The sequence below is a fragment of the Paraburkholderia sp. EG286A genome (assembly GCF_040965375.1).
Taxonomy (GTDB): Bacteria; Pseudomonadota; Gammaproteobacteria; order Burkholderiales; family Burkholderiaceae; genus Paraburkholderia.
Map to the genome: position 1 here is coordinate 709,020 of NZ_JBFRCB010000002.1, position 23,060 is coordinate 732,079.

At 64.2% G+C, this 23,060-nt stretch carries 18 protein-coding genes and 1 pseudogene; 15 read left to right on the top strand and 4 right to left on the bottom strand.

All coding sequences use genetic code 11. The features are described from left to right. Nucleotides 1–112 precede the first annotated feature (112 nt). From AB4Y35_RS09895 to AB4Y35_RS09910, 4 genes and pseudogenes are all read left to right on the top strand, one after another. Entirely contained in the window at nt 113–1,384 is a 1,272-nt protein-coding gene (locus tag AB4Y35_RS09895) for a glutamate-5-semialdehyde dehydrogenase (protein ID WP_368704639.1), read from the top strand. A 75-nt stretch (nt 1,385–1,459) separates the two neighbouring features. Further along, complete coding sequence (locus tag AB4Y35_RS09900; protein WP_368704258.1) at nt 1,460–1,882, top strand: CopD family protein; 423 nt, start codon at nt 1,460–1,462, stop codon at nt 1,880–1,882. A 771-nt stretch (nt 1,883–2,653) separates the two neighbouring features. Continuing rightward, nucleotides 2,654–2,785, top strand: a pseudogene (locus AB4Y35_RS09905) (ESPR domain-containing protein); the annotation flags it as partial. A 381-nt stretch (nt 2,786–3,166) separates the two neighbouring features. Continuing rightward, the gene (locus AB4Y35_RS09910) at nt 3,167–6,265 is read left to right on the top strand and encodes a YadA-like family protein (protein ID WP_368704640.1); all 3,099 of its coding nucleotides are present in this window, start codon (nt 3,167–3,169) and stop codon (nt 6,263–6,265) included. Between the two features lie 102 nt (nt 6,266–6,367). Here AB4Y35_RS09910 and AB4Y35_RS09915 read toward each other — a convergent pair whose 3' ends face one another. After that, nucleotides 6,368–7,225, bottom strand: coding sequence for a MurR/RpiR family transcriptional regulator (locus tag AB4Y35_RS09915; protein WP_368704259.1), 858 nt, complete (start codon nt 7,223–7,225; stop codon nt 6,368–6,370). A 289-nt stretch (nt 7,226–7,514) separates the two neighbouring features. Between AB4Y35_RS09915 and edd the strand changes: the two genes are divergently transcribed. The 4 genes from edd (at nt 7,515) to AB4Y35_RS09935 (ending at nt 12,310) form a co-directional block, all read left to right on the top strand. Beyond that, complete coding sequence (gene edd, locus AB4Y35_RS09920; RefSeq protein WP_368704260.1) at nt 7,515–9,428, top strand: phosphogluconate dehydratase; 1,914 nt, start codon at nt 7,515–7,517, stop codon at nt 9,426–9,428. Nucleotides 9,429–9,430: 2 nt separating this feature from the next. Then, nucleotides 9,431–10,072 carry a bifunctional 4-hydroxy-2-oxoglutarate aldolase/2-dehydro-3-deoxy-phosphogluconate aldolase gene (gene eda / locus AB4Y35_RS09925; protein ID WP_110385350.1) on the top strand — a complete coding sequence of 214 codons (642 nt, stop codon included), beginning with the start codon at nt 9,431–9,433 and terminating at the stop codon, nt 10,070–10,072. A 298-nt stretch (nt 10,073–10,370) separates the two neighbouring features. Next, nucleotides 10,371–11,732, top strand: a complete 1,362-nt coding sequence (locus AB4Y35_RS09930; RefSeq protein WP_368704261.1) for a GntP family permease — start codon at nt 10,371–10,373, stop codon at nt 11,730–11,732. Nucleotides 11,733–11,800: 68 nt separating this feature from the next. After that, nucleotides 11,801–12,310, top strand: a complete 510-nt coding sequence (locus AB4Y35_RS09935; protein WP_368704262.1) for a gluconokinase — start codon at nt 11,801–11,803, stop codon at nt 12,308–12,310. 96 nt (nt 12,311–12,406) lie between these two features. Here AB4Y35_RS09935 and purB read toward each other — a convergent pair whose 3' ends face one another. Then, nucleotides 12,407–13,795: an adenylosuccinate lyase gene (purB, locus tag AB4Y35_RS09940; protein WP_368704263.1), complete on the bottom strand. Its 1,389-nt coding sequence runs from the start codon at nt 13,793–13,795 to the stop codon at nt 12,407–12,409. Nucleotides 13,796–14,049: 254 nt separating this feature from the next. Here purB and AB4Y35_RS09945 point away from each other — a divergent pair, with 254 nt between their 5' ends. The 7 genes from AB4Y35_RS09945 (at nt 14,050) to AB4Y35_RS09975 (ending at nt 21,765) form a co-directional block, all read left to right on the top strand. After that, nucleotides 14,050–15,852 carry a tetratricopeptide repeat protein gene (locus AB4Y35_RS09945; protein ID WP_368704264.1) on the top strand — a complete coding sequence of 601 codons (1,803 nt, stop codon included), beginning with the start codon at nt 14,050–14,052 and terminating at the stop codon, nt 15,850–15,852. 100 nt (nt 15,853–15,952) lie between these two features. Continuing rightward, the gene (locus tag AB4Y35_RS09950) at nt 15,953–16,909 is read left to right on the top strand and encodes a LysR family transcriptional regulator (protein ID WP_069268435.1); all 957 of its coding nucleotides are present in this window, start codon (nt 15,953–15,955) and stop codon (nt 16,907–16,909) included. A gap of 200 nt (nt 16,910–17,109) precedes the next feature. Further along, nucleotides 17,110–18,396 (top strand): Glu/Leu/Phe/Val dehydrogenase, encoded by a 1,287-nt coding sequence (locus tag AB4Y35_RS09955; protein WP_069268469.1) that lies wholly within the window; start codon nt 17,110–17,112, stop codon nt 18,394–18,396. Nucleotides 18,397–18,642: 246 nt separating this feature from the next. Further along, nucleotides 18,643–19,536, top strand: coding sequence for a glutamate/aspartate ABC transporter substrate-binding protein (locus tag AB4Y35_RS09960; protein WP_368704265.1), 894 nt, complete (start codon nt 18,643–18,645; stop codon nt 19,534–19,536). An 89-nt stretch (nt 19,537–19,625) separates the two neighbouring features. Then, a complete protein-coding gene (locus AB4Y35_RS09965) occupies nt 19,626–20,366 on the top strand; it encodes an amino acid ABC transporter permease (RefSeq protein WP_133182381.1) in 741 nt (246 codons plus the stop codon). Beyond that, nucleotides 20,366–21,043: a glutamate/aspartate ABC transporter permease GltK gene (gltK, locus tag AB4Y35_RS09970; RefSeq protein WP_368704266.1), complete on the top strand. Its 678-nt coding sequence runs from the start codon at nt 20,366–20,368 to the stop codon at nt 21,041–21,043. The genes AB4Y35_RS09965 and gltK overlap by 1 nt, the downstream gene beginning before the upstream one ends. After that, nucleotides 21,040–21,765 (top strand): amino acid ABC transporter ATP-binding protein, encoded by a 726-nt coding sequence (locus tag AB4Y35_RS09975; protein WP_368704267.1) that lies wholly within the window; start codon nt 21,040–21,042, stop codon nt 21,763–21,765. Before gltK ends, AB4Y35_RS09975 begins: the two co-directional genes overlap by 4 nt. A gap of 68 nt (nt 21,766–21,833) precedes the next feature. Here the strand turns inward: AB4Y35_RS09975 and AB4Y35_RS09980 are convergent, their stop codons facing one another. Both AB4Y35_RS09980 and AB4Y35_RS09985 read right to left on the bottom strand, forming a co-directional pair. After that, entirely contained in the window at nt 21,834–22,742 is a 909-nt protein-coding gene (locus tag AB4Y35_RS09980; RefSeq protein ID WP_133182387.1) for a class II glutamine amidotransferase, read from the bottom strand. A gap of 77 nt (nt 22,743–22,819) precedes the next feature. Continuing rightward, complete coding sequence (locus tag AB4Y35_RS09985; protein ID WP_324140935.1) at nt 22,820–23,047, bottom strand: hypothetical protein; 228 nt, start codon at nt 23,045–23,047, stop codon at nt 22,820–22,822. Nucleotides 23,048–23,060 lie beyond the last annotated feature (13 nt).

Genomic DNA, 23,060 nt, shown 5'->3' on the forward strand with positions numbered 1-23,060 from the left:
GGCCAGCAAACCTTGGCGGCTGGCCTTAAAATCGGGCTGAACCGCTTTGAATCAAACCGTGCTTGGGCAGCTCATCCGACTGCGCCTCACGCGCCGCATGACGAAAGACACCATGGATATCGACCAGTACATGACCGACCTCGGCCGCCGCGCCCGCAACGCTTCGCGCGCGATGGCACGGGCCTCGACGGCCGCGAAGAACGCGGCGCTCGAAGCGGTGGCGCAAGCCATCGAGCGCGACGCGCAGCAACTGAAGGATGCGAACGCACGCGACCTCGCGCGCGCGAAGGAGAAGGGCCACGACGCGGCGTTCATCGACCGCCTGACGCTGTCGGACAAGGCGCTCAAGACCATGGTGGAAGGCCTGCGCCAGGTGATGGCGCTGCCCGACCCCATCGGCGAGATCAGCAACCTCAAGTTCCGCCCGAGCGGCATTCAGGTGGGGCAGATGCGCGTGCCGCTGGGCGTGATCGGCATCATCTACGAATCGCGGCCGAACGTGACGATCGACGCGGCCGCGTTGTGCCTGAAGTCGGGCAACGCCACGATTCTGCGCGGCGGCTCCGAGGCGCTCGAATGCAATACGGCGCTTGCGAAGCTGATCGGCGAAGGGCTGGCCGCGGCGGGATTGCCGCAGGACGCGGTGCAGGTGGTCGAGACCGCCGACCGCGCGGCCGTGGGCAAGCTCATCACGATGACGGAATTCGTGGACGTGATCGTGCCGCGCGGCGGCAAGAGCCTGATCGAGCGCCTGATGGCCGAGGCGCGCGTGCCGATGATCAAGCACCTCGACGGCATCTGCCATGTGTACGTGGACGACCGCGCCGATCTCGCGAAGGCGCTCACCGTGTGCGACAACGCCAAGACGCACCGCTACGGCACCTGCAACACGATGGAGACGCTGCTCGTGGCGCGCGGCATTGCACACGACGTGCTGCCGCCGCTTGGCCGCCTGTATCGCGAGAAGGAAGTCGAACTGCGCGTGGATGCCGCGGCGCGCTCGATTCTCGCCGACGCGGGCGTGGGTCCGCTGGTAGATGCGACCGAAGAGGATTGGCGTACCGAGTACCTCGCGCCCGTGCTGGCGGTGAAGGTGGTCGATACGCTCGACGACGCGATCGAGCACATCAACGCCTACGGCTCGCACCACACGGATGCGATCGTCACCGAAGACCACGACCGCGCCATGCGTTTCCTGCGCGAAGTCGACTCGGCGAGCGTGATGGTCAACGCCTCGACGCGCTTTGCCGACGGATTCGAGTTCGGTCTCGGTGCGGAGATCGGCATTTCGAACGACAAGCTGCATGCGCGCGGCCCGGTCGGCCTGGAAGGGCTGACCTCGCTGAAGTACGTGGTGCTCGGCCACGGCGAAGGCCGTCAATAGTCACGAACCGCACGAGGCGGCGCACGGCGTCGCGCGCCGCCTCGTTGCACAATCGCTCACGAAGAAGAAAAAATAATGTCGATGCTCTGGGTCAAGACGTTTCACATCGTGCTCATCGCCTCGTGGTTCGCGGGCCTGTTCTACCTGCCGCGCATCTTCGTGAATCTCGCGATGGAAACCGAGCCTGCGGCCGTCAAGCGTCTGCTCATCATGGCGCGCAAGCTCTACCGCTTCATGACGATGATCGCCGTGCCCGCGCTGCTATGCGGACTGTGGCTGTGGCTCGTGGTGGGGATTGGGCGCGGCCAGGGCTGGATCCACGCGAAAGTGGGCGTGGTGGTGGTGCTCATCGTCTATCACGCGTACTGCGGGCGCTTGCTCAAGACCTTCGAGCGCGGCGAAAACCGCCGCTCCGACAAGTGGTATCGCATGTTCAACGAGCTTCCCGTGCTCGGCATGCTGGCTGCGGTGGCGCTGGCTGTCATCAAGCCGTTCTGAACCACTGAGCCACTGACGCCGCCACTGCGGCGCGTAATCCAGCTTTTTCCCCTGCGCGGGCGCCGTCAGATGGTGCCCGTTGTCTCGCGGCGCATGCGGGCCGCCGCAACACGCCAGCCGTCCTCCTGCTTCACGAACACGTCAGTGAAGCGATACCCCGATCTCCTCCGCAATACTTCGAATAACTTATCGTCGAGAAATTCGTCGAGAACAGCGGGGCCGCCCGTCGCTGCGGGGGTTTAATATTTACCGAAAAAACTCTGACAATTCTTAATGCAATTGAGTCGAATGCGTAGGATTTTTTAGAAAAGGCGTAGGGGATATTATTGGTGCGGAATTAAGGTTTATTTTTTGTAATAAGTTTCTGTGTGATTGAGGGAAAACGCGGAAATTTCCTTTTGATTCTTATGCGCTTGTCTCGACCTTCGAGAGCGTCTTGGACGCCTTCTGTCTGCGGCTATCTTCCTTGCTGATTGTGCGCCTCAGCCTTATCGCATGGCGCCTTTTGCTTTAAGAGTTCTCTTATTCTCCCTGTGATTTCGAGTCCATAAAGTTGCTGCTGTCATCGCATATGGCTCCGATCGGTCTGTAAGCATTTTCTGAGCTATCGAAATAATCGAGCCATGGCGTGTTCGACGCAGATCGTTGGCTTTAATGGGCCAGTTGATTTTCTTTATTGAAGGAAATGGCCGACAGATTGCAGCACGCATCGGGTTGTGACGCCTATGGGTATCACGCGGTCGGTACTCCCGGAATTCACCAGGGCTAGGAATGAACAGGACATACAAATCAGTCTGGAACGAGACCACAAGAACATGGGTTGCAGCGGCAGAAAACGCCAAAGGCAAGCGCAAGGGTAAGGGCAACGTGAGGGCGGTGGCGATTGCCATCGCGGTGCTGGGGGCGGCGAGCCAGGCGCACGCCTATACCGCAGGCGGGAGTGGCAACACCGCGCCGAGTGACAGTGGCATTGACTCAAACCTTGCGATTGGCTCGAACGCTTATGCGGCTGACACTTCAAATTCGTATCTGATTACAAATGACGACCGCTATCTGCGGCAGTACAACCTTGCGATCGGCGCCAATGCCAGTGCAACAGGCGCAGGAACAATGGCAATCGGCCAATACACGCTTGCCAGTGGCCAGAATGCGGGTGTGGTTGGCTTCGGTGCCACCGCTACGGGCGCGTTTGGAACCGTTGTGGGTTCGCTCGGAACGGCAGCCGGTGCTGCGAGCAGCGCTCTGGGTTACAGGACAGTAGCGAGTGGCGATTTTTCTGCCGCAATGGGCAGTTACAACGCCGCGTTGGGCTATGGGTCGGTGGCGATGGGCGCATTGACGACCTCGACCGGCTCCACCTCGGTCGCCATCGGCAGCTACACGAAGTCGGTCGGTGATGGCTCGGTGGCGATAGGCACGAGTGCCGTCGCGACCAATGCGAACGACGTGGCGCTGGGCACCGGTACTACCACAGCAACCGTGGTGAACACTCCGGGCGCAACGATCGGCGGCAATAGCTACACCTTCGCCGGCACGAACGCGAAGAGCACGATCTCGGTGGGATCGGCAGGCAAGGAGCGCACGATCACCAACGTTGCGGCAGGCCAACTGACGGCTTCGTCGACCGACGCGGTGAATGGCTCGGAACTGTTCGCGACCAACCAGCAGGTTACGCAAAACACAACCGACATCAGCGACCTGCAGGGCAATGTCACGAACATCAACGGCCAGCTCGCAGACGCGGTGAGGTACGACACGTCGACGCACGACTCGGTGACACTGGGCGGCACGGATGCGACCGCGCCGGTGGCGCTGCACAACGTCGCTTCGGGCGCAGTCTCGGCAACGAGCTTCGACGCGGTGAACGGCTCGCAGCTGTACAACCTGGCCAGTTCGACGGCGGATTCGTTCGGCGGCGGCTCGACGGTGAACAGCGATGGCTCGATCTCGAACCCGACATATAACGTGGGTGGCGACACCTACAACAACGTGGGCGGCGCGATCACGAACCTCGATGGCCGCGTGACGCAGAACACGACCGACATCACGAACCTGCAAGGCGACGTCACGAACATTACCGGCCAGCTCGCAGACGCGGTGAGGTACGACACGTCGACGCACGATTCGGTGACACTGGGCGGCACGGATGCGACCACGCCCGTGGCGCTGCACAACGTCGCTTCGGGCGCAGTCTCGGCAACGAGCTTCGACGCGGTGAACGGTTCGCAGCTGTACAACCTGGCCAGCTCGACGGCGGATTCGTTCGGCGGCGGCTCGACGGTGAACAGCGATGGCTCGATCTCGAACCCGACATATAACGTGGGTGGCGACACCTACAACAACGTGGGCGGCGCGATCACGAACCTCGATGGCCGCGTGACGCAGAACACGACCGACATCACGAACCTGCAAGGCGACGTCACGAACATTACCGGCCAGCTCGCAGACGCGGTGATGTACGACACGTCGACGCACGATTCGGTGACCCTGGGCGGCACGGACCACGCTCCCGTCGTGCTGACGAACGTCGCGGCCGGCCGTCTGAATGCGTCGAGCGTCGACGCCGTGAACGGTGCGCAGTTGTACAACCTTGCCAGCTCCACGGCCGGCGCGCTGGGCGGCGGTTCAACGTACAGCGCAGACGGTTCGATCGTGAATCCGTCCTATACCGTCGATCACAAAACCTACAACAACGTGGGCGATGCGATTGCCGCGCTGAACGCAGGCGGTGGCAGTGGGACGGACCCGAACGCCGTGCACTACGACGACGCGTCGATGAACCTGGTGACGCTCGGTGGAACGGACCACGCTCCGGTCGCGCTGACGAACGTGGCGAACGGCGTGCTGAACGCCACGAGCTTCGACGCGGTGAACGGTTCGCAGCTGTACGCACTGGGCGCGAAGACCGATGCGTCGGGCAACATCACCAACGCGTTTGTCGCCTATGACGACACGACGCTGAACACGGTGACGTTGGGCGGCGCAGGCACCTCGCACGCGCCGGTCGTGCTGACGAACGTGGCGAATGCTGCGCTGAACGCCTCGAGCCTCGACGCGGTGAATGGCTCGCAACTCTACGCGCTGGGCGCGAAGACCGATGCGTCGGGCAACATCAGCAACGCGTTTGTCGCCTATGACGACACGTCGCTCAATACGGTCACGTTCGGCGGCTCGGGGCATGCGCCGGTCGTGCTGCACAACGTGGCGAACGGCGTGGATGCGAACGACGCGGTCAACGTCGCGCAGCTCGAAGCCATGGGTGCGAAGGTCGATCCGTCGGGCAACATCTCGAACGCGTTTGTCGCCTACGACGACACCTCGCTGAACTCGGTCACGCTTGGCGGGTCGCTGGATCACGCGCCGGTGGCGCTGCATAACGTCGCGAGTGGTGTCGTTGCGGCAAGCAGCACCGACGCCGTGAACGGCGGCCAGCTCTACGGTGTTGCATCGAGCACGGCCAGCGCGCTGGGCGGCGGTTCGACGGTCAACCCCGATGGCTCGGTCTCGGCGCCGACGTACGTCGTGGGCGGCGACACTTACAACAACGTCGGCAGCGCGATCTCGAACATCGATGGCCGTGTAACGAACATCGAGCAAACGGTGACCAACATCTCGGGCCAGGTGGCGAACGCCGTTCAGTACGACTCGTCGGCACACGACAAGGTCACGCTGGGCGGCACGGATTCGACGACGGCGGTCAAGCTGACCAACCTGCAGGACGCCGAGCTCTCGGCGTCGAGCACGGACGCCGTGACGGGCTCGCAGTTGTACGCCACGAACGTCGAGGTCTCGAACCTGAATCAGCAGATCCAGAACATCAGCGTCAACGGCACTGAGTATCTGTCGACCAACACGACGAGCGGCGCGGCTTCGGCCACGGGCGCCAGCTCGATCGCGGCAGGCGGCGGTGCGATCGCTTCGGGTGCGAACGCAACGGCGATTGGCGACTCGGCAAAAGCCATGGGCAACAACTCGGTCGCGCTCGGTGCGAACTCGGTCGCGGACGAGGACAACACCGTGTCCGTGGGCTCGCAAGGCAATGAGCGTCGGATCACCAATGTCGCGAATGGCGTCCACGCTACCGATGCGGTGAACATGGGGCAGCTGCAGAGCGGCCTGAATGCGCTCCAGAGCAACGTCAACTCGGTGGCGCGCAACGCCTACGGCGGTATCGCGGCGGCAACCGCGCTGACGATGATTCCGGAAGTCGATCAGGGCAAGACCGTCGCGGTGGGTATCGGTACGGCCAACTTCCAGGGCTATCAGGCAGTGGCGCTCGGCGCATCGGCGCGCATCACGCAGAACCTCAAGGTGAAGGTGGGCGGCGGGTATGCATCGGGTGGCGGTGCCACGATCGGCGGCGGTATGTCGTACCAGTGGTAAGCCCGGCTTTCCCCAGGCGATCGGCCGCGTAGTTCGGGCTTCAACGCAAAGCGGACTCCCTCGGGAGTCCGCTTTTTTTGTGGGGCGCCTTCTGGTCCGCCGTTAGCCGTTCGCGTCCAGCCTTCTTCGCGCGATGATCTCCTTCGCATCGGCTAGTTTCTCTGCAAGCTCCGGACCGCGCTGCAGCGCCACACCCACCGCGAGTATGTCGCCGATCGCGAGATGCGAAGTCCGCGAAGTCATCGGCGAGAAGACGTCGGTGTCCTCGTCGACGTTCGCGTGCAGGCCGACGCTCGCCAGGCGCGCGAGCGGCGACGTGCCATGCGTGATGGCGATCACCTTGGCGCCGCGATCGAGCGCCGTGCGCGCGGCATCCACGATGTCGCGCGTGCGCCCCGTGTTCGAGATCGCCACCACGACATCGCCGGGGCCGAGCAGCGCCGCCGACATCAGGAACGTCTGTGGATCCGAATACGCAACGCTCGGCATGCCGAGCCGGAAGAACTTGTGCTGCATGTCCTGCGCGGCGATGCCCGAGCCACCCGCACCATAGAACTCGATGCGCGCCGCATGCGCGAGCAGGCCGATCGCCGCGGCGAGCGAGTCCGTGGAGAGGTTGTTGCGTACCTGCAGGAGCGCGCCGATGGTGCGGTCGAGCACCTTGGCCGCGACGCCCGGCACCGGCTCGTCCGGGCTCACGTCGCGGTAGACGGCCGGATGTTCCGAGGGCAGATCCGCGGCAACGGCCTGCGCGAGACGAATCTTGAACTCGCGGAATCCCGAGAATCCCAGCGCATGGCAAAACCGCGCGATGGTCGGCTGGCTCACGCCCGCGCGCTCGGCGACCTCGGTCATGGACAGATCGAGCACCTCGCGCGGCGCCTGAATCACGTAATCGGCGAGCTTGCGCTCCGAAGGGCGCAATTGCTCGCGCATGGCTTTCATCTGGGACAGCAGCATCAGGAAACTCGCACTATGCTGAAAGATCCGTGGACTATAACGGATCGGACGTTATGTACAAAAACTACAGGATCGCCGTTTGCTCCTTTTCAGTCCAGCCGCGCATCGACGCGCAAGGCCTGTAAATAATGAGACTAGGCGTTCGCTTACCGTCGCGCTCCCAGGGTCTTACCGGGATTGTCGTCTTGTAGTTTTTCTACTAACATCGCGCCATCGCTGTCTGGTGCGCCCAAAGCGCGCCTGATCTGGCCCCGAGCGTCCCCGCCGTGACAAGAAGGAAGGAGATTCGATGGTTTCCCCGCATTCTCAGTTGATGAAGGTCACGCAGCGCGTGATCGAGCGCAGCAAGCCCACGCGCGAGGCCTATCTGGCGCGCATCGCGGCGGCTCAGGACCGGTTCCCGGCGCGCGGCGCGCTCTCGTGCGCGAATCTTGCCCACGGCTTCGCCGGCCTCGAGGGCCGCGACAAGATCTCGATCAAGTCGATCCGCGAGCCGAATATCGGCATCGTCTCGGCGTACAACGAGATGCTCTCGGCTCACGCGCCCTACAAGGATTTCCCCGACATCATCAAGAAGGCGGCCCGCGAAGGCGGCGGCGTCGCGCAGTTCGCGGGCGGCGTGCCGGCGATGTGCGATGGCGTGACGCAAGGCAACGCCGGCATGGAGCTGTCGCTCTTTTCGCGTGAAGTGATCGCGATGAGCACGGCCGTCGCGCTCACGCACAACATGTTCGATGCGGCGCTCTGCCTCGGCGTGTGCGACAAGATCGTGCCGGGCCTGGTGATCGGCGCACTGCAATTCGGCCACCTGCCGACCATTTTCGTGCCCGCCGGCCCGATGACGAGCGGCATCACGAACGACGACAAGGCCAAGGTGCGCCAGCAGTTCGCCACCGGCCAGTGCGATCGCGCGGCGCTGCTCGAATCGGAGGCCGCCGCGTATCACGGCCACGGCACCTGCACGTTCTACGGCACGGCCAACAGCAACCAGATGCTCATGGAGATCATGGGCCTGCATCTGCCGGGTTCGGCCTTCATCCATCCGCATACGCCGTTGCGCGACGAACTCACCGCCGCGGCGGCGCGCCGCGTGCTCGAACTCACCGTCGAGCGCGGCAACTACACGCCGATCGGCCATGTGGTCGACGAGAAGGCCGTGATCAACGGCATCGTCGCGCTGATGGCGACGGGCGGCTCGACCAACCACACGCTGCACCTCGTGGCGATGGCGCGGGCGGCGGGCATCATCATCGACTGGAACGACTTCGACGTGCTGTCGGACGCCGTGCCGCTGCTCGCACGCGTCTATCCGAACGGCAAGGCCGACGTGAATCATTTCCACGCGGCGGGCGGCATCGCCTTCCTCGTGCGCGAACTGCTCGACGGCGGGCTGCTGCACGAAGACGTGAATACCGTCGCGGGCCGTGGCCTGCGTCATTACACCGAGGAGCCGAAGCTCATCGACGGCAAGCTCACCTGGGTGCCGGCGGTGGAGAAGAGCGCCGACGAATCCGTGCTGCGTCCGCTGCCGACGCCGTTCCAGCCGGACGGCGGCCTGCGCCTGATGCAGGGCCGTCTGGGCCGCGGTGTCATCAAGGTTTCCGCGGTTGCGCCGGAGCGCCGCAAGGTGCGTGCGCCCGCCATCGTGTTCGATTCGCAGGAAGCCGTGCAGGAAGCATTCGACCGCGGCGAACTCGAGCGCGATTTCGTGGCCGTGGTGCGCTTCCAGGGCGCGCGTGCGAATGGCATGCCGGAGCTGCACCGCCTCACGCCGTTGCTCGGCGTGCTGCAGGACAAGGGCTTTCACGTGGCGCTCGTGACCGACGGGCGCATGTCGGGAGCGTCGGGCAAGGTGCCCGCGGTCATCCACGTTTCGCCGGAAACGCTGCTGCACGGCCCGATCGGCAAGGTGCGCGACGGCGATACGATCGTGATCGACGCAGTGGAAGGCGTGCTCGACATCGAAGTCGATGCTGCCGAGTGGGATGCCCGTCCGGTCGCGCAGCCCGCGCATCAGGAGCTCAATGAAGTGGGCTTTGGCCGCGAACTGTTCGGCGTGTTCCGCGCCACCGCCGCGCCGGCGGAGCTGGGCGCCACGGTGTTCGGTCCGCTCGTGGGCGAGCAGGCCGCGCCCGCACCGGCCGCTGCTGCCGCGCATGCGCCGGCCCACGCCGCGAACTCAATTCATCATCAAGGAGCCTGAACATGGCAAATAGCACAGTCGCCGACATCGTTCGCCTCGGTCCCGTCATCCCGGTGCTCGCATTCGACACGCCGGAGCAGGGCGAGCACGTTTCCCGCGCGCTCCACGCGGGCGGCGTGAAGGTGCTCGAAATCACGCTGCGCACGAAGGCCGGCCTCGAAGCGATCGAGCGCGCCGCGAAGATCGCGCCGGACATCGTCGTGGGCGTGGGCACGATCACGAAGCCCGAGCACTGCGCGCTCGCGAAGAAAGCCGGCGCACAGTTCGGCGTTTCGCCGGGCCTCACGCGCGAGATCCATCAGGCTTCGCTCGACGCGGGCCTGCCGCTGCTGCCGGGCGTGATGACGCCGACCGACATCATCGTCGCGATGGAACTGGGCTACGAGATCGTCAAGTTCTTCCCGGCGGTGCCGGCCGGCGGCCTGAACATGCTGCAGGCCTTCCACGGCCCGTTCCCGACGCTCAAGTTCTGCCCCACGGGCGGTATCAGCGCCGAATCCGCGCCGACCTTCCTCGCGCTGCCCAACGTGGTGTGTGTGGGCGGTTCGTGGCTCACGCCGAAGGCGGCCATCGCCGCGCAGAACTGGGACGAAGTCACGCGCCTTGCGCACGCCGCGAGCGAGTTGTCGCGCCCGGTGCGCTAATCGAGCGCGTCTGCTCGATGCGCTGACGCGCGCGCCGCATGTTGCGGCGCAACGAAGACCGGAATGCCGCGCCCCGCGTGTACGGAGGGCGTGCAGCGAGCCGCGCAAACGGCGCCTTTCGGGCGCGCGCTTGCGCGGCTCGCGTGTCTTTTAAGTACGCTGCACCAAAAGTCGTTATAAGCTCTACAATCCCCGGCCCGGCGACGGCCGGCACTTTTGTCCCGCATGGGCGCTGCTGCGCCCATCCGTCGCCGCACAGGGCAAAAGGACTTCGAACAACTACCTGGAGAGGAGCCTCATGGGAGTGGCCCACGGCAGCATGCTGCTGATTTACGCGCTCGTCGCGATCGCCGCGCTGATCCTGCTGATCACGCGCTTCAAGGTTTATCCGTTTCTCGTCCTGATCATCGTTTCGCTGCTGCTCGGCCTCGCCGTCGGCATGCCGATGGATCAGATCGTCAAGTCGTTCGAGACCGGCAACGGCAACACGCTCGGCCACATCGCCATCGTGGTGGGCCTCGGCACGATGCTCGGCAAGATGATGGCGGAATCGGGCGGCGCCGAGCGCATTGCCACGACGCTCATTCGCTGGTTCGGCGAGAAGAATATTCACTGGGCCATGATGGTCGTCGCGATCATCGTCGGCTTGCCGGTGTTCTTCGAAGTCGGCTTCGTGCTGCTCATTCCGATCGCGTTCAACGTCGCCAAGCGCACCGGCAAGTCGCTGCTGCTGATCGGCCTGCCGATGGTGGCGGGCCTTTCGGTCGTGCACGGGCTGATTCCGCCGCATCCGGCCGCGCTGCTCGCCGTGCAGGCGTATCACGCCGACATCGGCAAGACCATCGCTTACGGCCTGATGGTGGGCGTGCCTACGGCGATCATCGCCGGGCCGCTTTTCGCGCTCTTCATTCACCGCTACATCAAGCTGCCGGAGAGCAATCCGCTTTCCGAGCAGTTCGTGAGCAAGGCCGACCCCAAGCCCGATAGCGAGCTTCCGGGCTTCGGCGTCACGCTCTTCACGATCCTGCTGCCGGTGATCCTGATGCTGATCGGCAGTTGGGCCGATCTCGTGTTCGAGCCCAAGAGCCTGCCGAGCAATTTGTTGCACTTTGTCGGCACGTCGGACGTCGCGCTGCTGATCGCCGTGCTGGTAAGCTTCTGGACCTTCGGCGCGCAACGTGGCTTCACGCGCGAGCAGATCCAGAAGTTCTGCGGCGACTGTCTCGCGCCGATCGCGGGCATCACGCTGATCGTGGGCGCGGGCGGCGGCTTTGGCCGCGTGCTGATGGACAGCGGCGTGTCGAAGCAGATCGTCGAGCTGGCGCAGAACGAACATCTGTCGCCGCTCTTGCTCGGCTGGATCGTCGCCGCGCTGATCCGTCTCGCCACGGGCTCGGCCACGGTCGCCATGACCACGGCTTGCGGCATCGTCGCGCCGATCGCATCGGCCAGCGCCATGACCGTGAAGCCGGAACTGCTCGTCCTCGCCACGGGCTCGGGCTCGCTGATCTTCTCGCACGTCAACGACGGCGGATTCTGGCTGATCAAGGAGTATTTCGGCATGAGCGTCGTGCAGACGTTCAAGACATGGTCGTTGCTGGAGACCATTATTTCGCTGCTGGGCCTCGGGCTTACCTTCGCCCTCGCAGCGGTGGTGTAACGCGCAACTTTGTTGCATGGGATCGGAGTAAGCGCTAAAGCGCGAACTCCGTTCGACAGGAGCAGTAAATGATTCTGATAGCGATGGGCGTGTCGGGCGCAGGCAAGACACGCATCGGCGAAATGCTCGCCGAGCGCCTCCAGTGCAGCTTCACCGACGGCGACGCCTTCCACAGCGAGGCCAACAAGAAGAAGATGCACGACGGCATTCCCCTCACCGACGACGACCGCTGGCCGTGGCTGCGTACGATTCGCGCGGCGATCGAGGAGAAGCAGCGTGCCCACGAAACGGCCGTGTTCACCTGCTCGTCGCTCAAGCGCTCGTATCGCGACATCCTGCGCGGCAACGACCGCGACGTGTGCTTCGTGTACCTGAAGGGCTCGTTCGAAGTGCTGCACGAGCGCCTCGCATCGCGCACCGGCCACTTCTTCGACCCGTCGCTGCTGCAAAGCCAGCTCGACACGCTCGAAGCGCCGGGCGCGGACGAGGCGATCGAGGTGAGCATCGAGCTCACGCCCGAGCAGATCGTCGACGAGGTCATGAAGCAGATGGAAACGCGCCGCAATCAGGCGTCCTGATCTCGCGGCCACGCACGGCCACGCGATCGTGCGGCGGTAAACGAAAAAGCGCTCGATTCGATCGAGCGCTTTTTTTATGGCCTTGCGACGTCGCGATTACGAAATGCGCTTCGCCAGCTCCACGGCTTTGCCGACGTACGACGCAGGCGTCATCTCCAGCAGACGCTTCTTCGCGTCTTCCGGAATCGCCAGGCCGCTCACGAACGTCTGCAGCGCTTCGCGCGTAATGCCCTTGCCGCGCGTGAGTTCCTTGAGCTGCTCGTACGGGTTCTCGATGCCGTAGCGGCGCATGACCGTCTGGACCGGCTCGGCCAGCACTTCCCACGTGGCGTCGAGGTCGTCGTTCAGGCGCTGCGGGTTCACTTCGAGCTTGTCCAGACCGCGGATCAGAGCGTCGTACGCGAGCAGCGAGTAGCCGAACGCGACACCGATGTTGCGCAGCACCGTCGAGTCGGTGAGGTCGCGCTGCCAGCGCGAGACCGGCAGCTTGTCGGCGAGGTGGCGCAGCGTCGCGTTCGCGAGGCCCAGGTTGCCTTCCGAATTTTCGAAGTCGATCGGGTTGACCTTGTGCGGCATGGTCGACGAGCCGATTTCGCCGGCCTTCGTCTTCTGCTTGAAGTAGCCGAGCGAGATATAGCCCCAGACGTCGCGGTCGAGGTCGAGCAGGATCGTGTTCGCGCGCGCGACGGCGTCGAACAGTTCCGCCATGTAGTCGTGCGGCTCGATCTGGATCGTGTACGGGTTGAACGTGAGCTTCAGACGCTGCTCGACGACTTCCTTCGAGAAGGCTTCCCAGTCGAATTCCGGATACGCCGAGAGATGCGCATTGAAGTTGCCGACTGCGCCATTCATCTTGCCGAGCAGTTCGACCTTCTCGACGCGCTGGATCGCACGCGCGAGACGCGCCGCGACGTTGGCGATTTCCTTGCCGAGCGTCGTGGGGCTGGCCGGCTGGCCGTGCGTGCGCGAGAGCATCGGCTGCTCGGCATGCGTGTGCGCGAGCGCGACGAGACGTTGATGCACCGAGCGCAGCGCCGGCAGGATCACGTGCTCGCGTGCGCCCGCGAGCATCAAGCCGTGCGACGTGTTGTTGATGTCTTCCGAGGTGCAGGCGAAGTGGATGAACTCGCTTGCGCGCTCCAGTTCCGGCTGCCCCTTCACCGACTCCTTGAGCCAGTACTCCACGGCCTTCACGTCGTGGTTCGTCACGCGCTCGATGTCCTTGATGCGCGCGGCGTCGTGCGCCGTGAAGTTCTCGGCGAGCTTGAGCAGGAATTGCTCCGAGGCTGCCGAGAAGCGTGGCACTTCCGCGAAACCGGCCTGCGAGAGGGCGATCAGCCAGTGGATTTCCACGGTCACGCGGTTGCGCATGAACGCGGCTTCCGAGAGCCAGTCGCGCAGCGCTTCGGTTTTCGAGGCGTAGCGGCCGTCGAGCGGGGAGAGCGCGTTGAGCGCGAAGAGGGTATCGGGACGAGTGTCGGACATGATGGGGACGTAACGTGGCGCGTTACGCTCAGTTGGCAGTCGGTTGCAGTCAGATTCGAGACGGCGGGAACCCGAGATTTTATCACCTTGGCGTCTGGGGCCGAGGGCGGCGCTGTCAGCCACGGCTGAGCGCAGGCCCGTGACGCACCTCAAGGCGTTCAGTCGCACCGGCCTGTTGACGCGATGGGGCGTTTTGAGACGGATATAGAGTGCGATCACGTCAAAAGTTTGCGCTCAATCAAATACTTGCTGCCATGACTCTCGATGCTCCCATCCTCGCTGCCGACGAGGCCGCTGCCCTGATCGAAGCCGGCCTGGCTTGCCACCGCGCGGGCCGGCTCGCCGACGCCCACGCTTACTATCAGTCCGCGCTCGCGGCGCACCCCGAAAATCCCGGCGCACTGCACTATCTGGGCGTGATTGCGCTCGGCCGCGGCCAGCTGCAGGAAGCTGCCGATCTGATGGACCGCGCGCTCGCGCAGACGCCCGACGGCGCCGAATATCTGGCCAACCGCGGCGTGGTCGCGAACCGCCTTGGCGACCATGCGGGCGCCGCCGCCTGGCAGCGCAGGGCACTGGCGCTCGCCCCCGGCTTCGCGAACGCGCACAACAATCTCGGCAATGCGCTGATGGAACTCGGCGACCTCGCCGGCGCGGCGCAACACTATCGGCGTGCGCGTTCGCTGGAGCCGCAATGCGCACACTTCGCGTTCAATCTCGGACGCGCACTGGAAGCCACCGATGAAAAAGACGCCGCACTTGCGCAGTTCCGCACTGCCGCCGCGCTCGATCCCAGCGATCTGAAGACGTCGATCCACATGGGTCGCCTGCTGCGCGCGATGAAGCAGTACGCCGAAGCGGCCGCCTGCTTCGAGGCCGTGATCGCACGCGAGCCCGACAACGTGTTCGCGCTCTTCGAACTCGGCTATGCCTATGACGCGATGCGCCGCTACGAAGACGCGATCCCGCTCTACCGGCGCGCCGCGGAACTCAAGCCCGACGGGGCGGGCATCATCAACAATCTGGCCTTCGCGCTGACCGCAGTGGCGCGCTACGACGAAGCGGAGATCGAATATCGCCGCGCACTGGCGCTGAACCCCGACTTGCCCGAATCGCGCTTTCAGCTCGGCATGCTGATGCTGCGGCGCGAAGACTATGCCGGCGGCTGGCCGCTCTTCGAGAACCGCAAGCTCACCTCGACCGCCAGAGCCAACTACCGCAAGCTGCCGTGCCCCGAGTGGCAGGGCGAGCCGCTGCAAGGCAAACGCTTCCTGATCTGCCGCGAGCAGGGCGTGGGCGATCAGATCCAGTTCGTGCGCTATGCGGGCCTGCTGGCGCAGTTGGGCGCGCAGGTTCACGCGTGGGTCGCGCCGGAGCTGGCGTCGCTCGCGGCGACGGTGCCGGGTGTCGCACGCGTGCTCGACGCCGCGCCGGGCGACGATGCAATCGCCTCGCACTACGACTACGGGTGCGACGTGATGAGCCTGCCGCTGAAGTTTCCCGGCCGGCCGATCTACGCCGACATGCCGTACATGCGCGCCGATGCCGTGCAGGCCGCCGCCTGGCGCGCCCGCGTGAACGCTCTGGCCGGCGCCGCGCAGCGCCGTATCGGGCTCGTCTGGGCGGGCAACCCGCGCCATCTTTTCGACGCTTTCCGCTCCGTGCCGCTCAAGTCGCTTCTGCCGCTCTCCGCGCTTCCCGGCAACGCCTGGTTCGCGCTCCAGAAAGGCCCGGCGGCCGTGCAGCTTGCGGCGGTCGCGGGCCGCTGGCCGATGGACGCGCCCGGCGACGATCTGCACGACTTCGCGGCCACGGCGGCGCTCATCGAGGCGCTCGACCTCGTCATCACGGTCGATACGTCGGTCGCGCACCTCGCCGGCGCGCTCGGCAAACCCGTGTGGGTGCTACTCGCCGCGCAGCCCGACTGGCGCTGGGGCAAGGATCGCGCCGATTCGGTCTGGTATCCGTCGGCGCGCGTATTCCGCCAGTCCACGCTCGGCGACTGGCGCGGCGTGGTCGCAGAACTGGAAGCCGCGCTTTCCGAGGCGTTCCGCTAAGGCATCCGTCCGGCGCGTCGCGCGATATTCGCCGCACCGCCGCCCAGGCGTGCGCCCGCGGGCCTAGAATGCGGACTTCTCATCCGCTCGCTGGCCTCGCATGGAACTCAAATGGCTCGAAGACTTCGTCTCGCTTGCGGAGACGCATAGTTTCAGTCGCTCAGCCGAGCTGCGCCACGTGACGCAGCCGGCTTTCTCGCGCCGCATTCAGGCGCTCGAAGCGTGGCTCGGCACCGAACTGATCGATCGCTCGGTTTATCCGACCCGCCTCACGGCGGCGGGGCAGGTCTTCTACGAGCAGGCGCTCGCGATGCTTTCGCAGTTTCACGAGGCGCGCACCCTGTTGCGCGGCCACACGGCCACGCCCGCGGCGACGATCGAGTTCGCGGTGCCGCACACGCTTTCGCTCACGTACTTTCCGCGCTGGCTGCAGCGCATCGAGGCGAAGCTCGGCCGCATCCACACGCGGCTGCGCGCACTGAACGTGCACGACGCCGTGCTGTCACTGGTGGAGGGCGGCTGCGACCTCGTGATGGGCTATCACCACCCGAGCCACCCCGTGACGCTCGACCCCGCGCGTTACGACACGCTGACGCTCGGCATCGAGTCGATCAGCCCATACTCGGCGCCGCAGCGCGCGGGGCGTGCGCGTTACACGCTGCCCGGCACGCCCGATGCGCCCGCACCGTATCTCTCCTATACGCCGAACGCGTATCTCGGCCGCATGACCGAGGTGATCGTTGCCAACGCACCGGCGCGGCTCTATCTGGACCGCGTCTACGAAACGGACATGGCGGAAGGGCTCAAGGCGATGACGCTGGCCGGTCACGGCATCGCCTTCCTGCCGCACAGCGCGGTGGAAGACGCCGTGGCCCAGGGCGAGCTGATTCGCCTCGACCGCGGCACGCGCGGCGTGCCGGAGGGCCAGTTCACGCTCGACATGGAGATCCGCCTCTATCGCGACAAGCTCGCGACGCAGGGCGACGACGCGCGCCAGGCGCTCGTGCGCGAGCTGTGGGAGGCGGTCAGCGAGGAACTTGCGCAGGGCAGGCGCTGACGAAGCGGCAAGCTGAACTCGCAACAGCCACGCAAACAGTCAGGCTATTTCAGCCTGTAAGGCCTGAACACGGCGCCCGCGACACGTTTTTTCGACTTCGGGGACGTTATGCACGAAAAGCATAACGGGATGATCAAACGGCATTGGATTTCACGTGGGCGTTTTCTGACAATGGCACCACTTGTTCGATCGGAGCGTTCATGTCATCCCAACTGCAGTCGGTTCCTTCCTATCTCCACGCCGATGATCTCGGCCCCTGGGGCAACTATCTTCGTCAGGTCGACCGCGTGGCGCCGTATCTCGGCTCGCTCTCGCGCTGGCTCGAAACGCTCAAGCGTCCGAAGCGTATCCTGATCGTCGACTGCCCCATCGAACTCGATAACGGCACCGTTGCGCACTTCGAAGGCTATCGTGTCCAGCACAACGTTTCGCGTGGTCCCGGCAAGGGCGGCGTGCGTTATCACCAGGACGTTACGCTCTCCGAAGTAATGGCGCTGTCCGCGTGGATGTCGGTGAAGAACGCTGCAGTGAACGTGCCGTACGGCGGTGCGAAGGGCGGTATCCGCGTCGATCCGCGCACGCTGTCGCGTGGTGAACTCGAGCGCGTGACGCGTCGCTACACCAGCGAAATCGGCATCATCATCGGACCGAACACCGACATTCCCGCGCCGGACGTCAACACGAACGAGCAGATCATGGCGTGGATGATGGACACCTACTCGATGAACCAGGGCCAGACGGCCACGGGCGTCGTGACGGGCAAGCCCATCTCGCTCGGCGGCTCGCTCGGCCGCCGCGAAGCCACGGGCCGCGGCGTGTTCGTGGTCGGCTGTGAGGCCGCGCGCCGCACGGGTCTTTCGATCGACGGCGCACGTATTGCCGTGCAGGGCTTCGGCAACGTGGGCGGCATTGCCGCGCGCCTGTTCCAGGAAGCCGGTTCGAAGATCGTCGCCGTGCAGGACCATACCGGCTCGCTCTACAACTCGAGCGGTATGAGCGCGGAAGCACTGCTCGAGCACGTTGCGAAGACGGGCGGCGTGGCGGGCTTTGCGGGCGCCGAAGTCATGGCGAACGACGAATTCTGGACCGTCGAAACCGACATCCTCATTCCGGCCGCACTGGAAAACCAGATCACCGAGAAGAACGCGGGCAAGATCCGCACGAAGATCATCGTGGAAGGCGCCAACGGCCCGACCACGACGGCCGCCGACGACATCCTGCACGACAAGGGCGTGCTCGTGATCCCCGACGTGGTGGCGAACGCGGGCGGCGTGACCGTTTCGTACTTCGAGTGGGTGCAGGACTTCTCGAGCTTCTTCTGGACCGAGCACGAAATTAACGAACGTCTCGAACGCGTGATGCGCGAAGCCTTCACGGCCGTGTGGCAGGTGTCGAGCGAGCAGAAGGTCTCGATGCGTACCGCGGCGTTCATCGTGGCATGTAAGCGCATCCTGATGGCGCGCGAAATGCGCGGTCTGTATCCCTGATCGCACCCGGTTGGCAGGCGTCGCGACGCTGCATGTGGCGCCAGGCAAGGCGCGCAGCGAAGTGACGAAACCGTGACTGCGCCGTGACAGGTTTTTGCGCTGCACATCAAGGCGCATAGAAGGCGGACGTCCTCCACAAGGGGGCGTCCGCCTTCGCACATTCAGCCGTTGCGCCAGGGTCACTCTTGATTCTTTCAAAAAAATTACTTTGATAAACTGGCGGCGGTTCTTGTACCGGAGAAAACAATGCAAATCAAAAAGACCGCCGCACTGCTCGCACTCCTTGGTTTCGTCGCCACCAGCGCTTTCGCGCAGGACGCGGGCACGCTCAAGAAGATCAAGGACACGGGCGTCATCTCGCTGGGGCACCGCGAGTCGTCCATTCCTTTTTCGTACTACGACGACAAGCAGAATGTGATCGGCTACTCGCAAGACTACGCGATGAAGATCGTCGAGGCAGTCAAGCAGAAGCTGAACATGCCTAACCTGAAGGTCAAGCTGGTGCCCATCACCTCGCAGAACCGCATTCCGCTCGTGCAGAACGGCACGGTGGACATCGAATGCGGCTCGACCACGAACAATGCCGAACGTCAGCAGCAGGCCGCCTTCTCGAACACGATTTTCGTAATCGGCACGCGCCTCATGACGAAGAAGGATTCGGGAGTCAAGGACTTCGCCGACCTCAAGGGCAAGACCGTCGTGACGACGGCGGGCACGACGTCCGAGCGCCTTCTGCGCAAGATGAACCAGGACAAGAGCATGGGCATGAACATCATCAGCGCGAAGGACCACGGCGAGTCGTTCATGACGCTCTCGACGGGCCGCGCAGTGGCGTTCATGATGGACGACGCGCTGCTCGCGGGCGAGCGCGCCAAGTCGAACAATCCGGGCGACTTCGTGATCGTTGGCCAGCCGCAGTCGCGTGAGGCGTACGGCTGCATGATGCGCAAGAACGATCCTGAGTTCAAGAAGGTTGCCGACGACGCCATCGCCAAGGTCCAGACCTCGAGCGAAGCAACTGCGATCTACCACAAGTGGTTCGAGTCGCCGATCCCGCCGAAGGGTCTCAACCTCAACTTCCCGATGAGCGAAGACATGAAAGCGCTGTTCAAGAATCCGAACGACAAGGCGATCGATTAACACGGCCCCGGCCGGTCGACCCGCATTTAGCGTTTAGCACGGAACGGAAGAAGCGCCGCTTCTTCCGTTCTTTTTCTTGGAGTCTCTTGATGTCCTATCACTGGAACTGGGGCATTCTGCTCAGCCCGGTCTCGACGGGCGAACCCACCACGTACCTCGGCTGGATTCTTTCCGGCCTCTGGGTGACGGTCTCGGTGTCGCTGTGCGCGTGGGTGATCGCGCTCATCGTCGGGTCGTTCTTCGGTGTGCTGCGCACGGTGCCGAACAAATTTCTCGCGGGCGTCGGCACAGTTTATGTGGCGATCTTCCGCAATATCCCGCTGATCGCGCAGTTCTTCATCTGGTACTTCGTGCTGCCGGAAATCGTGCCGCAAGCGCTCGGCAATGCGTTCAAGCAATCGCCGCCGGGCGTGCAGTTCTTCTCGGCGTCGGTCGTGTGTCTCGGACTCTTTACCGCGGCGCGCGTGTGCGAACAGGTGCGCTCGGGCATCAACGCGCTGCCGCGCGGCCAACGCGCAGCCGGCCTCGCCATGGGCTTCACGCAGTGGCAGACGTACCGCTATGTGCTGCTGCCGGTGGCGTATCGCATCATCGTGCCGCCGCTCACCTCCGAGTTCCTCAACATCTTCAAGAACTCGGCGGTCGCCTCGACGATCGGCCTGCTCGATCTGTCGGCCCAGGCGCGTCAACTCGTCGACTACACGGCGCAAACCTATGAGTCGTTCATCGCCGTCACGCTCGCTTACGTGATCATCAACCTCGTCGTCATGACGCTCATGCGCTGGGTCGAGGCGAAGTCGCGTCTGCCCGGCTACATCGGAGGCAAGTGATGCATCACTTCGACTGGAGCGGCATTCCCGGCGCGCTGCCCACCCTGTGGACGGGCGCGATCATCACGTTCAAGATCACGCTGTGCGCGATCGTGGTCGGCATTCTCTGGGGCACGCTGCTCGCGCTCATGCGGCTTTCCAGCGTGAAGCCGCTCGAATGGTTCGCCAAGGGCTACGTCACGATCTTCCGCTCGATCCCGCTCGTGATGGTCCTGCTGTGGTTCTTCCTGATCGTGCCGCAGGTGCTGCAAAACGTGCTGGGTCTGTCGCCCGACATCGACATTCGCCTCGCGTCCGCGATGATCGCGTTCTCGCTGTTCGAGGCCGCGTACTATTCGGAGATCATTCGTGCGGGCATTCAGGCGGTGCCGCGCGGGCAGGTGAACGCAGCGTTCGCGCTCGGCATGCGCTACGGCCAGGCCATGCAATTCGTGGTGCTGCCGCAGGCGTTCCGCGCGATGGTGCCGCTGTTGCTGACGCAGGCCATCGTGCTGTTTCAGGACACCTCGCTCGTGTACGTGATCAGCCTCGCCGACTTCTTCCGTACCGCCACCAATATCGGCGACCGTGACGGAACGATGGTCGAGATGGTACTGTTCGCGGGCGCGTGTTATTTCGTGATTTGCGTGATCGCGTCGAGCCTTGTCAAAGGTCTTCAGAAAAAGGTCGCAAGATGATTTCAATTAAGAACGTTTCGAAGTGGTACGGCCATTTCCAGGTGCTGGCCGACTGCACGACGGAAGTGAAGAAGGGTGAGGTGGTGGTGGTGTGCGGGCCCTCGGGCTCGGGCAAGTCCACGCTCATCAAGACCGTCAACGGGCTCGAACCGTTCCAGCAGGGCGAGATTCTCGTGAACGGCGAGTCGGTGGGCGACAAGCGCACCAATCTCTCGAAGCTGCGCTCGAAGGTGGGCATGGTGTTTCAGCACTTCGAACTGTTCCCGCATCTGTCGATTACCGAGAATCTCACGCTCGCGCAGATCAAGGTGCTCGGCCGCGGCAAGGACGAGGCCACCCAAAAGGGCCTGAAACTGCTCGACCGCGTGGGCCTGCGCGCGCACGCCGACAAGTTCCCGGGCCAGCTCTCGGGCGGCCAGCAGCAGCGCGTCGCGATTGCGCGCGCGCTGTCGATGGACCCCATCGCCATGCTGTTCGACGAGCCGACCTCGGCGCTCGACCCCGAGATGATCAACGAGGTGCTCGACGTGATGGTGGAGCTTGCCCAGGAAGGCATGACCATGATGTGCGTGACGCACGAAATGGGCTTTGCGAAGAAGGTCGCGCACCGCGTGATCTTCATGGACAAGGGCGCCATCGTCGAGGACGACCAGAAGGAAGCCTTCTTTGCGAGCCCGAAGTCGGATCGCGCGAAGGATTTTCTGGCGAAGATCCTGCACTGAGGCTTCGCACGCTTCGAAAACAAAGCCGCGCTCGATGCGCGGCTTTTTTGTTTCTGGCGTCGCCCGGCTTACTCGCCCCAGGTTTGCAGTGCGTCCACGGCTTCCGGGTCGATCTCGCGCGGCTGCCCGGCGCACGGCGCGCTGGCCGACGCGTCGAGCGACGGGTTGGCGAGCTTGTCGAGCACCTTCTGCGGCACCGGCACGCTCGCCTGGGCGATCACGTCGCCGTGCTGGAACATCAGCAGGTCGCCGGGGGCGAAGCGCGTCCAGACCTCGTTGTCGGTGAGCGGCGCGGTGGCGATCACGGCCACGCGGTCCTCGGGCGTCGTGTACTTGGCGAAGTCGATGGAGACATCGGCGTCGACGAGATGGGCCGTCGAAAACGGCCAGCGTCGCACGAGATAGTAGAGATGCGTCGAGCAATGCGCGAACAGCGCCTGGCCGTTCGACATCAGGAAGTTGAAGACGCCGAACTGCGTGACCTCGCGCGTGAGCGACTCCAGCGCGGCGAACAGCTCGGCGAGCGGCGGCTGCGCACCGGGGAACGCCTTGCGCAAGCCTTGTAGCAGCAGGCAGAACGCGCGCTCGCTATCGGTCGTGCCAACCGGCTGGTAGACGCCCGACATCACCGGATTAAAGTCCTGAAGGTCGCCGTTGTGCGCGAAGATCCAGTGCCGGCCCCACAGCTCGCGCTGGAACGGATGACTGTTCTCGAGCGCGCAGTTGCCTTGCGTGGCTTTGCGGATGTGGGCGATGGTGTTGCGCGACTTGATGGGGTAGTGCTTGACCATCTCGGCGATCGGCGAACGTGCCGAGGCCTCGTTGTCGATGAAGAGGCGGCAGGCCTTGTCCTCGAAGAACGCGATACCCCAGCCGTCGGCGTGGTGATCGGTGGCGCCGCCGCGCGCCGCGAATCCTGTGAAGGAGAACGTGACGTCCGTCGGCGCGGCGCAATTCATTCCGAGAAGTTGGCACATGGTACTGATGGTGCGTAATGCGACTGGGACGGCTGAGGCGGCGGCTGCAGTGGTAGGCGGGACCCGCCGTCGACCCGTTACAATGATGATTTTCCAAGCATATCACCGGCCTGCGGGTCGCCAATACGAAATTTGTCGGATGCATTGCAGGCCTGCGTAGAAGGGCGCGTGCCGGGGTCGATGCAGCGCGGATTGTCGTGTGCACGCGACGGTGCGGGCAACGCGTGGGTCGTATCAGCATCGATCGACGCCGCGCTTTTTCCCGTGATATGCCCGGAATTTCCGGCAGCCTGAGCGCGTTCCAAGCGAGCTTGCCGC

What these genes read in the sequence shown, in the direction of transcription:
- purB (WP_368704263.1), bottom strand. Translation starts at nt 13,795, where the DNA reads ATGTCCGACACTCGTCCCGATACCCTCTTCGCGCTCAACGCGCTCTCC.
- AB4Y35_RS09945 (WP_368704264.1), top strand. Translation starts at nt 14,050, where the DNA reads ATGACTCTCGATGCTCCCATCCTCGCTGCCGACGAGGCCGCTGCCCTG.
- AB4Y35_RS09910 (WP_368704640.1), top strand. Translation starts at nt 3,167, where the DNA reads ATGGGCAGTTACAACGCCGCGTTGGGCTATGGGTCGGTGGCGATGGGC.
- edd (WP_368704260.1), top strand. Translation starts at nt 7,515, where the DNA reads ATGGTTTCCCCGCATTCTCAGTTGATGAAGGTCACGCAGCGCGTGATC.
- AB4Y35_RS09915 (WP_368704259.1), bottom strand. Translation starts at nt 7,225, where the DNA reads ATGCTGCTGTCCCAGATGAAAGCCATGCGCGAGCAATTGCGCCCTTCG.
- eda (WP_110385350.1), top strand. Translation starts at nt 9,431, where the DNA reads ATGGCAAATAGCACAGTCGCCGACATCGTTCGCCTCGGTCCCGTCATC.
- AB4Y35_RS09960 (WP_368704265.1), top strand. Translation starts at nt 18,643, where the DNA reads ATGCAAATCAAAAAGACCGCCGCACTGCTCGCACTCCTTGGTTTCGTC.
- AB4Y35_RS09895 (WP_368704639.1), top strand. Translation starts at nt 113, where the DNA reads ATGGATATCGACCAGTACATGACCGACCTCGGCCGCCGCGCCCGCAAC.
- gltK (WP_368704266.1), top strand. Translation starts at nt 20,366, where the DNA reads ATGCATCACTTCGACTGGAGCGGCATTCCCGGCGCGCTGCCCACCCTG.
- AB4Y35_RS09935 (WP_368704262.1), top strand. Translation starts at nt 11,801, where the DNA reads ATGATTCTGATAGCGATGGGCGTGTCGGGCGCAGGCAAGACACGCATC.
- AB4Y35_RS09955 (WP_069268469.1), top strand. Translation starts at nt 17,110, where the DNA reads ATGTCATCCCAACTGCAGTCGGTTCCTTCCTATCTCCACGCCGATGAT.
- AB4Y35_RS09900 (WP_368704258.1), top strand. Translation starts at nt 1,460, where the DNA reads ATGTCGATGCTCTGGGTCAAGACGTTTCACATCGTGCTCATCGCCTCG.
- AB4Y35_RS09980 (WP_133182387.1), bottom strand. Translation starts at nt 22,742, where the DNA reads ATGTGCCAACTTCTCGGAATGAATTGCGCCGCGCCGACGGACGTCACG.
- AB4Y35_RS09965 (WP_133182381.1), top strand. Translation starts at nt 19,626, where the DNA reads ATGTCCTATCACTGGAACTGGGGCATTCTGCTCAGCCCGGTCTCGACG.
- AB4Y35_RS09930 (WP_368704261.1), top strand. Translation starts at nt 10,371, where the DNA reads ATGGGAGTGGCCCACGGCAGCATGCTGCTGATTTACGCGCTCGTCGCG.
- AB4Y35_RS09950 (WP_069268435.1), top strand. Translation starts at nt 15,953, where the DNA reads ATGGAACTCAAATGGCTCGAAGACTTCGTCTCGCTTGCGGAGACGCAT.
- AB4Y35_RS09975 (WP_368704267.1), top strand. Translation starts at nt 21,040, where the DNA reads ATGATTTCAATTAAGAACGTTTCGAAGTGGTACGGCCATTTCCAGGTG.